At 72.3% G+C, this 12,782-nt stretch carries 12 protein-coding genes; 6 read left to right on the top strand and 6 right to left on the bottom strand.

What is annotated here, in order from left to right; all coding sequences use genetic code 11:
- The first annotated feature begins 66 nt into the window (after positions 1–66).
- The 5 genes from SKED_RS05575 to SKED_RS05555 are packed head-to-tail and all read left to right on the top strand — an operon-like array spanning position 67 to position 7,558.
- Positions 67–1,557: a cytochrome ubiquinol oxidase subunit I gene (locus SKED_RS05575; RefSeq protein ID WP_012866151.1), complete on the top strand. Its 1,491-nt coding sequence runs from the start codon at positions 67–69 to the stop codon at positions 1,555–1,557.
- 30 nt (positions 1,558–1,587) lie between these two features.
- Complete coding sequence (gene cydB, locus SKED_RS05570) at positions 1,588–2,694, top strand: cytochrome d ubiquinol oxidase subunit II (protein ID WP_012866150.1); 1,107 nt, start codon at positions 1,588–1,590, stop codon at positions 2,692–2,694.
- Position 2,695: 1 nt separating this feature from the next.
- Positions 2,696–4,423: a thiol reductant ABC exporter subunit CydD gene (cydD, locus tag SKED_RS05565; protein ID WP_012866149.1), complete on the top strand. Its 1,728-nt coding sequence runs from the start codon at positions 2,696–2,698 to the stop codon at positions 4,421–4,423.
- Positions 4,420–6,372, top strand: coding sequence for a thiol reductant ABC exporter subunit CydC (cydC, locus tag SKED_RS05560; RefSeq protein WP_012866148.1), 1,953 nt, complete (start codon positions 4,420–4,422; stop codon positions 6,370–6,372). The genes cydD and cydC overlap by 4 nt, the downstream gene beginning before the upstream one ends.
- A 10-nt stretch (positions 6,373–6,382) precedes the next feature.
- The gene (locus SKED_RS05555) at positions 6,383–7,558 is read left to right on the top strand and encodes a GAF domain-containing sensor histidine kinase (protein WP_012866147.1); all 1,176 of its coding nucleotides are present in this window, start codon (positions 6,383–6,385) and stop codon (positions 7,556–7,558) included.
- Positions 7,559–7,632: 74 nt separating this feature from the next.
- On the opposite strand, the gene SKED_RS05550 is transcribed toward SKED_RS05555, so the two are convergent.
- Positions 7,633–8,262 carry a response regulator gene (locus tag SKED_RS05550; RefSeq protein WP_042438693.1) on the bottom strand — a complete coding sequence of 210 codons (630 nt, stop codon included), beginning with the start codon at positions 8,260–8,262 and terminating at the stop codon, positions 7,633–7,635.
- Positions 8,263–8,398: 136 nt separating this feature from the next.
- On the opposite strand from SKED_RS05550, the gene SKED_RS05545 reads away from it, so the two are divergent.
- A complete protein-coding gene (locus SKED_RS05545) occupies positions 8,399–9,355 on the top strand; it encodes a phosphoglycerate dehydrogenase (protein WP_012866145.1) in 957 nt (318 codons plus the stop codon).
- Between the two features lie 137 nt (positions 9,356–9,492).
- Here the strand turns inward: SKED_RS05545 and SKED_RS05540 are convergent, their stop codons facing one another.
- From SKED_RS05540 to SKED_RS05520, 5 genes are all read right to left on the bottom strand, one after another.
- The gene (locus tag SKED_RS05540; protein ID WP_012866144.1) at positions 9,493–9,894 is read right to left on the bottom strand and encodes a DUF4259 domain-containing protein; all 402 of its coding nucleotides are present in this window, start codon (positions 9,892–9,894) and stop codon (positions 9,493–9,495) included.
- Positions 9,895–10,078: 184 nt separating this feature from the next.
- The gene (mutM, locus tag SKED_RS05535) at positions 10,079–11,008 is read right to left on the bottom strand and encodes a bifunctional DNA-formamidopyrimidine glycosylase/DNA-(apurinic or apyrimidinic site) lyase (protein ID WP_012866143.1); all 930 of its coding nucleotides are present in this window, start codon (positions 11,006–11,008) and stop codon (positions 10,079–10,081) included.
- Between the two features lie 34 nt (positions 11,009–11,042).
- Complete coding sequence (gene rnc, locus SKED_RS05530; protein ID WP_012866142.1) at positions 11,043–11,747, bottom strand: ribonuclease III; 705 nt, start codon at positions 11,745–11,747, stop codon at positions 11,043–11,045.
- 49 nt (positions 11,748–11,796) lie between these two features.
- Entirely contained in the window at positions 11,797–11,991 is a 195-nt protein-coding gene (rpmF, locus tag SKED_RS05525; RefSeq protein ID WP_012866141.1) for a 50S ribosomal protein L32, read from the bottom strand.
- Positions 11,992–11,993: 2 nt separating this feature from the next.
- On the bottom strand, positions 11,994–12,569 hold the full coding sequence (locus SKED_RS05520; RefSeq protein WP_012866140.1) for a YceD family protein: 576 nt from the start codon (positions 12,567–12,569) through the stop codon (positions 11,994–11,996).
- Positions 12,570–12,782: the final 213 nt, after the last annotated feature.

Below are 12,782 nucleotides of genomic sequence, written 5' to 3'. Positions count from 1 at the left end.
CATAGCGTCAGTTCGAGCCGCACCCCGCGCCCCGCCTCGCGCCCCACCCACACCCTCAGGAGCACCGTGGACGTCCTGGACATAGCTCGGTGGCAGTTCGCCATCACCACCGTCTATCACTTCTTCTACGTACCTCTGACGATCGGGCTCGCACCCCTGGTCGCCATCATGCAGACCGCCTGGGTCCGCACGGGCAACGAGCGCTGGCTCAAGCTCACCAAGTTCTTCGGCAAGCTGCTCCTCATCAACTTCGCCATCGGCGTGGTGACCGGGATCGTCCAGGAGTTCCAGTTCGGCATGAACTGGAGCGAGTACTCGCGGTTCGTCGGCGACGTCTTCGGAGCCCCGCTCGCCATGGAGGCGCTCGCCGCGTTCTTCGTCGAGTCGACGTTCCTGGGGCTGTGGATCTTCGGGTGGGACAAGCTCCCCAAGAAGATCCACCTCGCGTGCATCTGGGCCGTGGCCGTCGCGACCAACCTCTCGGCCTACTTCATCCTCGCGGCCAACTCCTGGATGCAGCACCCCGTGGGGGCGGTCTTCAACCCGGAGACCGGTCGCGCGGAGATGAACGACATCTGGGCGGTGCTCACCAACAACACCCTCCTCGCCGCGTTCCCGCACACCATCACCGCCGCGTGGTTGACAGCCGGGACCTTCGTGGCCGGCATCGCCGCCTGGTGGATGGTCCGCGAGGTCCGTCGCGGGCGCAAGGAGGTCGCCCGGGACGTGTACCGGCCTGCGGTGATCCTCGGGCTCGTGGTGATGATCGTGTCGGGTGCCGGCATCGCCGTGTCGGGCGACGCCCAGGCCAAGCTGATGTTCCAGCAGCAGCCCATGAAGATGGCCGCGGCCGAGGCCCTGTGCGAGTCCTCGCCGAACGGGGCGCCGTTCTCCATCCTCACCCTCGGCAACCTGGCCAACGACTGCGAGAACGTCACGCACGTCCTGGAGATCCCCGGGCTGACCAGCTTCCTGGCCGACGGGTCCTTCTCCGCCCCGCTGCCGGGGATCGACGAGGTCCAGCAGCAGATGGAAGAGCGCTACGGCGACACCGACGCCGCAGGCAACCCGATCGACTACTCGCCCAACCTCGCCCTCACCTACTGGAGCTTCCGGCTCATGATCGGCCTGGGCGCCGGGTCGGCCCTGCTCGCGGTCATGGCGCTGTGGCTCACCCGCAAGGGGCGGGTCAGCGACAGCACCTGGCTGGCCCGCGTCGGGCTGATCGCGATCCCCATGCCGTTCCTCGCGTCGTCCTTCGGCTGGATCTTCACCGAGGCCGGGCGTCAGCCGTGGGTCGTGGTGCCCAACCCGACAGGCATCGACCAGATCCGCATGCTCACCGAGAACGGTGTCTCGCTCGCCCAGGGCGCGGGGGTGGTCTTCGCCTCGATGGCGATCTTCACGCTCGTCTACACCGTCCTCACCGTCGTCTGGGTCCGCCTCATCTGGCGGTACATGGTCGAGGGCGCGCCCGAGACCGTCCACGACGACTCCCCCGAGGCCCGATCCGACGACGACGACACGGCCGACCGTCCGCTGTCCTTCGCCTACTGACCCTCCGCACCGCGAGAAAGGACCTACGACGTGGACCTCGAAACACTCCAGGTGCTCTGGTTCGTACTGATCGCCGTCCTGTGGACGGGCTACCTCGTGCTCGAGGGCTTCGACTTCGGCGTCGGCATGCTCATGCCGATCCTCGGTCGCAAGGAGAAGGACCGCCGGGTCATGATCAACACCATCGGCCCCGTCTGGGACGGCAACGAGGTGTGGCTGCTGACCGCCGGCGGGGCGACCTTCGCGGCGTTCCCCGAGTGGTACGCCTCGCTCTTCTCCGGCTTCTACATCCCGCTGTTCATCATCCTCATCTGCCTCATCGTGCGCGGCATGGGCTTCGAGTACCGCTCGAAGATCAACGACGCCACGTGGCGCCGCCGCTGGGACGCCTCGGTGATCATCGGGTCGTGGCTCCCCTCGATCCTCTGGGGCGTCGCCTTCGCCAACCTGGTCCGCGGTGTCGAGATGGACGCGAACCACACGATGACGGGCGGGTTCTTCTCCCTCCTCTCCCCCTTCGCGCTGCTCGGTGGCGTCGTCACAATGCTGCTCTTCCTCACGCACGGTGCCGTGTTCGTGGCGCTCAAGACCGAGGGCGACATCCGCGTCCGGGCCCGCCGCCTGGCCGGCATGTTCTCGGTCGCCTCGGTGGTCGCGGCCGGCGGCTGGGCCCTCTGGGCGCAGCTCGCCTACGGGACGACCTGGACCTGGGGTGCGGTCGCCGTCGCCGCGGCGGCTCTCGTCGCCGTCGTGGTCTCGAACGCACGGGCCCGTGAGGGCTGGGCGTTCTTCTGGTCCGCCCTCGCGATCCTCGCCGCCGTCGTGCTCATCTTCGGCTCGATGTACCCGGACGTCATGCCGGCGAGCAACGACCCGGCCAACTCCCTGAACATCCGCAACGCGTCCTCGACCGAGTACACGCTCACCGTGATGACCTGGGTCGCGCTGTTCCTCACGCCCCTCGTCCTGCTCTACCAGTCGTGGACGTACTGGGTGTTCCGCAAGCGCATCGGCACGCACCACATCCCCGAGCCCATCGGCCTGCCGTCGCTCACCCCGCCGCGCCGCACCGACGGCCGGGGCACGCCGCCGTCGTCCGGGACGCCGGAGACCCCGACACCGCAGGACACCCACTGACGTGAAGCCTCTCGACCCGAAGCTGCTCCGGTACGCAGCGCCTGCCCGCGGGTACGTGCTGCTGACCACGGCCTTCGGCATCGTCACCGCCGGGCTCGTCATCGCACAGGCCCTGCTCATCGCGGCCGTGCTCGCGCCGGTCGTCTCCTCCGGCGCCACCCTCGGCGACGTCGCGGGCCACCTCCGGTGGCTCGCGGCGGTCGTCGTGGCGCGGGCCGTCGTCAACGGCCTGCAGGAGCGCTACGCGCACCGCGCCGCGACCCGGGTCGTCACGAGCCTGCGCGGCCAGGTGCTCGAGCACGCCGCCGGGCTCGGGCCTCGCTGGCTCGCCACCGGTCAGGGCGTCGACGTGGTGACCCTCGCGACCCGAGGTCTGGACGACCTCGAGCCCTACCTCGTGCGCTACCTCCCCCAGCTCCTGCTGGCCGTCACGGTCACCCCCGCGACGCTCGTCGTGGTCTTCGGGCTCGACTGGATCTCGGCGGTGATCGTCGTCGTCACCATCCCGCTCGTCCCGGTCTTCATGATCCTGGTGGGCCAGCTGACGCAGGCGTACTCCGAGCGCAGGCTCGCGGTCATGCAGCGGCTCGGCTCGCAGGTGCTCGACCTGCTCGCCGGTCTGCCGACGCTGCGGGCCTTCGGCCGCGAGCGCGGCCCCGTCGCCCGGGTCCGCCAGCTCGGCGAGGCCTACACGCGCTCGACGATGAAGACGCTGCGCGTCGCCTTCCTCTCCGGCATGGTGCTCGAGCTGCTCACCACGCTGTCGGTCGCCCTCGTGGCCGTGGGGGTCGGGCTGCGCCTGGTCTACGGGCAGGTCGACCTCGAGGTCGCGATCGCCGTCCTGGTGCTCGCCCCCGAGGTGTACCTGCCGATCCGGCAGATCGGCGTGCAGTTCCACGCGTCGACCGACGGCATCACGGCGGCGCAGAAGGCCTTCGCCGTGATCGAGGAGCCGCTGCGGCCCCGCGGCACGGTCGCCGCACCCGACCTCGCCCGGTCGACCGTCACGCTCTCGGGCGTCGGCGTCGTGGCTCCCGGTCGTGACGTCAGCGCCCCGTCGGGGCTGACCGCCTCGATCGCGCCCGGACGCATCGTCGCGCTCACCGGGCCGAGCGGCTCGGGCAAGACGACGACGGTGCTCGCGCTGCTCGGCCTCGTCAGCCCGGACGCCGGGACCGTGCAGGTGGACGGCACCGACCTGGCGACCGTCGACCTCGAGACCTGGTGGCGGCAGATCGCCTGGCTCCCCCAGCGCAGCGCGCTGCCACCCGGCTCGATCCGTGCGACGCTCGACGCCGCGCGCCGCTCGGGCGCGGAGCACCAGGGCCCCCGGGGCGACACCTTCGACCCTGACGACACCGCTGCCGGGACCGCTGCCGCGACCGCCCGGGCCATGCGCCTCACGGGGCTCGACGCCGTGGTCGCCGCGCTGCCCGACGGCCTCGACACGGTGCTCGGTCAGGGCGGGGTGGGCCTGAGCGTCGGCCAGCGCCAGCGCGTCGCCCTCACCGCGGCGCTGCTCGGCGACGAGCCGCTCGTCGTGCTCGACGAGCCCACGGCGCACCTGGACGCCCTCGCCGAGGACCAGGTGCTCGCCTCCCTCGCCGCGCTGCGCGAGGCGGGGCGCACCGTCCTGGTCGTGGCGCACCGGCCGAGCCTCGTCGCCCTCGCGGACGACGTCGTCGAGGTCACCTCCTCCCCCCGCACCCGTGACGAGGTCGACGCATGAGCCCCCGAGCGCCCGAGACCTCCGTCGCGGCGGACCTGTCCGCCACCACCGACCCCTCCGCCACCACCGAGCCACGCTCCTCGCACGGCTCCGCCGACCCGCTGCGCCGAGCCGTGCGGCTCCTCGACGTCGACCTGCGGCGGGCGGCGCTAGCGCTGCTGCTGGGCGTCCTCGCCCTGGGCAGCGCCATCGCCCTCGCTGCGGTCTCCGCGTGGCTCATCGCGCGGGCGTCCCAGATGCCCCCGGTCATGACCCTCACGGTCGCGACGGTGTCGGTGCGGATGTTCGGCATCTCCCGCGGGCTGTTCCGCTACCTCGAGCGGCTGGCCTCGCACACCGTCGCGCTGCGCGGCATGGCGTCGCTGCGCACCCGCATCTACGCCGCCCTCGCGGGCGGGCGCCTCGACGCCGTCGCCGCGCTGCGGCGCGGCGACCTGCTCGCCCGGGTCGGCGCCGACGTCGACGCGGTCGGCGACGTGGTGGTCCGTGCGATCCTCCCCGGTGCGGTGGCCGTCGTGCTCGGTGTGGGGTCCGTGGCCTTCGTCGGGGTGTTCCACCTCGGTGCCGCGGCGGCCCTGGCCGGCTGCCTCGTGCTCTCCGGGATCGTCGGCCCGTGGCTCGCCGCGCGCGGTGCCGCCACGACCGAGCGGCGCACGGCCCGGGCGAGGTCCGACATGGCGGCGGTCGCCCTCGAGATCGTCGACGACGCCGCCGCGCTCACCGTGTCGGGGAACCTCCGGTCTCGGCGAGAGGCCCTCGCCGAGGCCGACGGTCGTCTCGCCGCTGCCACAGACGCAGGTGCCCGCACCTCCGGGCTCGCCGCGGGGATCGGGACGCTCGCGGTCGGGCTCGCCGTCGTGGCCACCATGCTGCTCGCCATCCCCTCCGTGACAGCCGGGACCCTCGGCCCCGTCCAGCTGGCCGTCGTGGTGCTCACGCCCCTCGCGGTCTTCGAGATCACCCAGACGCTCCCCGCCGCCGCCATCCAGATGCACCGGTCACGGCAGGCCGCCGCGCGCATCATGGCGCTGCTGGACGCCGCCACGCCCGAGGGGGACGGCGCACCCGACCGCGACGGCCCCCCAGAGAAGGACGACGTGCTCGACGACATCGCCGAGGTAGACCGAGAGCCGCAGGCCGGCATCCCTGCGCAGCGCTCGACCGCCCGGTCCCTCACCGCCCTGTCCCTCACCGCTCGCGACCTCGCCTGCGGCTGGCCCGGGACGGCGCCGGTCGTGGCCGGGCTCGACCTCGACCTGCGTCCCGGGCGTTCGGTGGCGCTGGTGGGGCCCAGCGGGACGGGCAAGACGACCACCCTGCTCACCCTCGCCGGGCTCGTCGACCCCGTCGGCGGGTCGCTCACGCTCGACGGCCGACCGGTCCGCACCGCGTCGCACGACACCGTGGCACAGCACGTGGTGCTCACCACCGAGGACGCCCACGTGTTCAGCACGACGGTCCTGGAGAACCTCCGGGTGGCCCGGGGAGACGTCGCCGAGGCGCAGGCGGTCGCCGCGCTCGAGCGGGCGGGGCTCGGGGAGTGGCTCGCCGGTCTGCCCGACGGCGTCCTCACGACGCTCGGCGCCGACGGCGCCACCATCTCGGGCGGCGAGCGCCGACGGCTCCTGCTCGCGCGCGCTCTCTGCTCCCCCGCGACCTTCCTGCTGGTGGACGAGCCCGCCGAGCACCTGGACCCCGCGACGGCCGACCAGCTCGTGGCCGACCTGCTGCGTGCCGGGCGGGGCACGGACCAGCCCCGCGGGGTGGTGGTCGCGACCCACCGGCTGTCGGCCCTGGCCGCGGCCGACGAGGTCGTGCTGATCGACGAGGGCGGGGTCGTCGCCCGCGGCACGCACGCGTCTCTGCTGGTCACGCAGGCGACGTACCGTGCGACAGTAGACGGCGAGCACACCACCACGACGACGAGGAGCCCCGGTGCTACCAGGTGAGGCAGATGCTGTGGAGCGAGAGAAGTGGCTGAGCGCGGGCGCGCACATCACCACGATGCTGCTGTCGGGCGCACCTGAGGAGGACGTGCTCGAGCACATCGTCTCGGTCGCCCGCGAGATCGCCGACGCCGACGCGGCCTGCCTCGTCCTCCCCGGGCTCGGTGGCGAGCTGGTGATGGAGATCGTGCGCGGCTGGAACTCCGACGAGCTCCTCGGCCAGACCATGCCGCACGGCGGGCTCTCGTGGACCGCGCTGCGCAGCGGCAAGGGCCGGCTCGTGCCCTCGCTCGCCGTCGCGCGCAACCTCCAGCTCCCTCCCATGCGGCGCTTCGGCCCCGCGCTCTACGCCCCGATGGGGACCGCGGAGAAGCCCGTCGGCGTCCTCGTGCTGCTGCGCAAGGTGGGGCAGGAGGCGTTCATCAGCAAGGACCTCGAGCGTGCCTCGACCTTCGCGGACCAGGCTGCCCTCGCCCTCGTGCTCTCGGAGGCCCGGCAGGCCCAGGACCTCTCCAAGCTCGTCGAGGAGCGCGAGCGCATCGCGCGGGACCTCCACGACCTCGCCATCCAGCAGCTGTTCGCCACCGGCATGCAGCTCGAGACGGTCCGGCGCCGCGCGGCGCGCGGCCTCGACAAGGCCGGGCTCATCTCCATCCTCGACGAGGCCCTCGACAACGTGGACAACTCGGTGCGCGAGATCCGGGCCATCGTCCACTCCCTGCGCGACCCCGACGCGGCGACCGGGCTCGTCGAGCGGCTGCGCCGCGAGGCGTCGCTCGCCCGCACCGGGCTCGGCTTCGCCCCGTCGCTCGTCATCTCCCTCGACGACCGGAGCCTGGGCGCCATCGACGACGACGAAGAGCTCGTCGACGAGCTCGTGTCCCAGGCGCTGGCCGACGACATCCTCGCCGTCGTGCGCGAGGGGCTCGCGAACGCCGCCCGGCACGCGCAGGCGTCGTCCGTGGCCGTGCGCGTCACGGTCGCGACCCTCCACGAGGGCCCGGGCGACGTCACCGTCGAGGTCGAGGACGACGGCGTCGGGCTCGGGGCACCGACCGGACGCAAGTCGGGGACCTGGAACGTCGCCGCCCGCGCGCGTCAGCACGGCGGGTCGTCGAGCCTCGAGAACTCCGCCACCGGGCGGGGCACGATCCTCACCTGGTCGGCGCCGCTCGTCGAGCGCAGCTGAGGGGTGCTGGGCGGCGTCCGCCCAGCACCCCGCCGAGCCCGCCGGGGGCACTCCCCCGACCGTGGCGGCCCGGCTCAGCGGTTCGTGGAGTCCTGCGCCCAGGCGTGGTGCTTGCGTGCGGCGACCCAGGCGGCGACCTGGGTGCGGCGCTGGAGGCCCATCTTGGCCAGCAGCGAGGTGATGTGGTTCTTCACGGTCTTCTCCGCGATGCTCAGGCGCTCGGCGATCTCACGGTTCGAGAGTCCTTCACCGATGAGGTCGACGACGCGCACCTCGCTCGGGGTGAGGTCCTCGGTCGGGTCGTCGTGCTCGCGGCGACGACGCGTGATGGTGCGCTCGTCGAGCAGCACCCGTCCGGCGGCGACGGCGCGCACGACGTCGGCGATCTCCGCGCCGCGGACGCTCTTGAGCACGTAGGCGGCGGCCCCCACCTCGAGGGCGGCGGCCAGGGCCGAGTCGTCGTCGAAGGACGTGAGCACGATCGCGCGGGTCTCGGGCTGGGTGGCGCGGACGGAGCGCATGAGGTCGATCCCGGTGCCGTCCGGCAGCTGGAGGTCGACGAGCATGACCTGGGGGTGCACGAGGCTCGCACGACGGACGCCCTCGGCGACGCTGCCGGCCTCGGCGACGACGCTCATGCCCTCGGACCTGTCGATCACCTCGGCGATGCCTCGTCGGACGACCTCGTGGTCGTCGACGATCATGACGCTGATGCTCTCGGTCTGCAGGCCCTCAGGTGTTGTGTCCACGACCACATCCTATCGGTGCGGGGCCTGCCAGAGCGGTCACGACGCGGTCTCCCACCGGGCGCCTGCGCCGATCTTTGGCACAGTGGAGCACATGAAGGTCCTCCTCCCCACGTCCCTGTCCCTCGACCTCCCCGTCGACCAGACCGTCGACGGCGTCACCTACGTCTCCTACGCGCCCGACGCCCCGGTGCCCGACGCGCACACCGACGCCGACGCGCTCGTCGCCTGGGGGAACACGTCCGAGCAGCTGGCCGACACCGCGCGCCGTCTCACCGCCCTGCGGTGGGTCCAGGCCCTCGCCGCAGGTCCCGACGCGATCCTCGCCGCGGGCTTCGCGCCCGAGGTCGTCGTCACCTCCGGCCGCTCGCTGCACGACGGCCCGGTCTCCGAGCACACGCTCGCCCTGGCCCTGTCGGCGGCACGGCGCCTCGACCTCATGGTGGACGCCCAGCGGGACTCCCGGTGGGCAGGCGAACTCGGGGGCTCGCAGTCCGGCGACCGGGCCACCTACCCCGGCCTCGGGACCCTCGCCGGGGCAGCGGTGACCGTGTGGGGCTTCGGGTCGATCGGTCAGGCGCTCGCGCCGCTCCTGCAGATGCTCGGGGCGGACGTCGTCGGCGTCGCCACGACCGCCGGCGAGCGGTCCGGGTTCCCCGTGATCACCGAGGACGAGCTGCCCGCACGGCTCGCGGAGACGGACCTGCTCGTCGCGATCCTCCCCGCCACCCCCGAGACCGAGAAGATCGTCTCCGAGAAGGTCTTCGCGGCGCTCCCGGACCACGCGTGGGTGGTCAACGTCGGACGCGGGGCGACCCTCGACGAGGTGGCCCTCGAGCAGGCGCTGCGCGCCGGGACCCTCGGGGGCGCTGCTCTCGACGTCGTGGCCACCGAGCCGCTCCCGGCGTCGTCGACGCTGTGGGAGACCCCGAACCTCATCCTCACGCCGCACGCGGCCGGCGGACGACCCCAGGGCGCCACCGAGCTCGTCGCGGAGAACGTCGCCGCTTTCCGAGAGGGCCGGACGCTCCGCAACGTCGTCTCGCGCTGAGCGGGCTGCCCGCGGCCTGACCGCCTGGGCCACAGGTTCTCCGCCCTGGGCCGCAGGGTCTCGCAGCCCGGGCTGCGGGCGGCTTCAGGGCTCAGGCCGCGGGACCGCTCCCACGCGGAGCGAGCAGGTCCCGCAGGTCAGCCGAGCGTCGAGCGGAGCCGGTCCAGGGACTCGACCGACGGTGCTCGCCACGAGTCGAGCTCGCCGGCCTCTTCCCAGAGCTCGTAGAGCTCGGAGGTCTCGCTGTCGGTGAGAGCGCGGTCGGCCATCTCGACGATCCACCGGACCTTGTCCTCGGTGAACTGCTCGGCGACCTGCGAGAGGTCGACGTCGGCGAGCGCCGGGTGGGGCGCGCGGTCTCCCTGGAGCACGAGGGCGATCTCGACGAGCGCGATCGCGTACTGCCCGCCGTCGACCTCGAGGTAGTCGTCCTCGAAGGCCCACCCGAGGGCGTCGAAGGTGAACTCGCCACGCTCGATGTCAGCCACGAGGTCACCTGCCCCGTCGTTCCCGAACGGCTCGCTGCTCCAGGCTCCCATACGGCTTCCTTCGTCTCGTCCTCGTGCCCGTGCGGGCTGCGCGTGGCGGCTCGGGGGCCGCACGGCCCGTGCGCCTGCTCGCCCGCGGCTCGACGCTGCGCTGCGTCGGGCTGCGGTCGCCATCTGCTTGACGTGAGGCCCGCCTGAGCACACTAGTACCCTGCGGGCTCTCAGGTGAAGCCCGCTACCGCGACGCGTTCCGAGGGCGCGGCTGGCATACCGGGCAGCTGAACGACGAACGGTTCATGAACTCGTCGCGCCGGATCGTCGCACCGCACCTGCGGCAGGGTTTGCCGGCCTGGCCGTAGGCGGCGAGAGACCGGTCGAAGTAGCCCGACGCACCGTTGACGTTGACGTAGAGCGCGTCGAAGCTGGTCCCGCCCTGGCTGAGCGCCTCGCGCATCACCTGCTCGGCGGCGGCCAGCACCGCGGCGACCTGGGCGCGGGACATCCCGGCGGTCCCCCGGGCGTAGTGCGTGGACGCCCGCCACAGGGCCTCGTCCGCGTAGATGTTGCCGATGCCCGAGACGACGGTCTGGTCGAGCAGCGCCCGCTTGATCCCGGTGCGCCGGCGGCGGACCCGGTCGACGAGGGCTGTCCGTCCGGCGGTCCCCTCGGCGACGGCCGGGTCGAGGAGGTCGCGCGCGATGTGGGAGACGGGCTCGGGGACGAGCGGCTCGTCGGTGCCGAGGCCGCCCGGCAGACCGTCGGGGGTCGCGACGAGCTCGGTGACGCTGAGGTGACCGAAGGTCCGCTGGTCGACGAAGTCGAGGGCGAGGGGTGTGCCGTCTGCTGCGGTGAGGTGGAGCCGGACCCGCAGGTGGCTCGACTCGGCGGTGAGGGTGTCCCCCGAGCGCACGAGGAGCTGGCCGCTCATGCCCAGGTGCCCGAGGAGCGCGAGGCCGGGCTCGTCGAGAGTCAGCCAGAGGTACTTGCCGCGTCGTGCGGCCTCGACCAGGCGGTGGCCCGAGAGGCGCGCGGCGAAGTCGACCGGTCCGCCCTCGTGCCGACGGACGCTGTAGTCGCGGCGGACCTCGACGCAGTCCACGCGCGCGCCCAGCACGTGCCGGGCGAGGCCGTCGCGGACCGTCTCGACCTCGGGGAGCTCAGGCACGGTGCAGCCAGCGGGCGGTGTCCACGGAGGAGGGTCAGCGCCCGGTGAGGGCGACGTAGGCCTGCTCGGCGGCGATCTGCTCGGCGTGCTTCTTGGCGGTGCCCTGGCCGGTGCCGAGGATCTCGCCGTCGATGATCACGTGCGCCGTGAAGATGCGGGCGTGGTCGGGGCCCTCGCCCTCGCTCGTGTACTCGGGAGCACCGACGTTGCGCTCGGCAGCAGCCTCCTGCAGCGAGGTCTTCCAGTCGAGGCCTGCGCCGAGGTCGGCCGCGGCGTCGAGCGTGCTGTCCAGGAGCCGGTGGACGAAGCTGCGGGCCTCCTCGAGGCCGTGGCTCAGGTAGACGGCGCCGATGAGCGACTCGACGGTGTCCGAGAGGATCGAGTCCTTGTCGAACCCGCGCGTCTGCGACTCGCCCTTGCCGAGCAGGATGTAGTCCCCGAGGGACAGCCTGCGGGCGACGGCGGCCAGGGCGCGCTGCGACACCGAGGCCGCGCGCATCTTGGCGAGGTCGCCCTCGGGGCGGTCGGGGTGGCGCCGGAACAGCGCCTCGGCGGCCACGAGCCCCAGCACCGCGTCACCGAGGAACTCGAGACGCTCGTTGGTGGGGATCCCGCCGGCCTCGTGCGCGAAGGACCGGTGGGTCAGGGAAAGCACGAGGAGCTCGGGGTCCAGATGGACCCCGAGCTCCTCGAGAAGGTGCGTTGCCGGTGAGACCTGACGACCTGCGTGCGATGCCACCGGAACTTCTCCTTCGACCAATCCGTGCGACGCCAGCGGCGCCGGCGAATCAGTTAGCGTGCTCGGTGCGCAGCGCCTCGGCGTACTGACGACCCTTGTAGGTGCCGCACGTCGGGCACGCAGCGTGCGACAGCTTGTCGCCCTTGCACTGCGGGCACGTGGTGAGGTTCGCGGCGGTCGTCTTCCACTGCGAACGGCGCGCACGGGTGTTGCTGCGCGACATCTTGCGCTTCGGAACAGCCACGGCTAGCTCTCTTTCGTCTCGTCGATAATGCTCTTGAGTGTCGACCACCGGGGGTCGAGCAGTTCGTGCTGGTGATCAGGATCGTCCGCCAGGTGGGCACCGCACTCGGAGCACAGCCCCGGGCAGTCGGGCGAACACAACGGTTGGAATGGTAGTGCAAGCACCACCGAATCCCTAAGCACGGGTTCGAGGTCGATCATATCGTCCTCGAGCTCGCGCACCTCTTCTTCCTCGTCGTCGTCGCCCGCGTCCTCTGCGGCCTTGGCGCGCTCGGGGTACACGAACAGCTCTGTGACGGTGAAGTCGACGTCGTCGACCACCTCGTCCAGGCACCGGACGCACTCGCCGACCGACTGGCCTGCGACTGTCCCGGAGACGAGGACACCCTCCATCACGGCTTCGAGCCTCAGGTCGAGGCTGATGTCGCTACCTTCGGGGATCCCGATGACGACAGTCCCCAGGTCCACCGGCGCCGGAGCCGTGAGCTGGACCTCACGCATCGAGCCAGGACGCCTGCTGAGCTCACGAGTGTCGAGAACGAGCGGCGATCGAGGGTCGAGAGTGATGAGGTGCTCCACGGTGTGTCCGAAGGTGATGGGTGCTGAGGGGCCGTCTGCTGTCGACCGGCTCGCACCGGCGTCCAGCAACCCCGCCGTCTCCGGCAGGGCCAACAGACAATACTACGCCATCTGCGGCCGTGCCCAGACCCGTCGGGCGGTCCGCCGGTGTGACGTGATCGGCGCTGCCCGGTCGGTCTCCGGCCCGTCGGTGCTGGTCGGCTGGCGCGCCGG

The sequence above is a fragment of the Sanguibacter keddieii DSM 10542 genome (assembly GCF_000024925.1).
Classification (GTDB): Bacteria; Actinomycetota; Actinomycetes; order Actinomycetales; family Cellulomonadaceae; genus Sanguibacter; species Sanguibacter keddieii.
The sequence above is the reverse complement of the archived record's forward strand: the minus strand, read 5'-3'. Positions and strand labels throughout refer to the sequence as shown.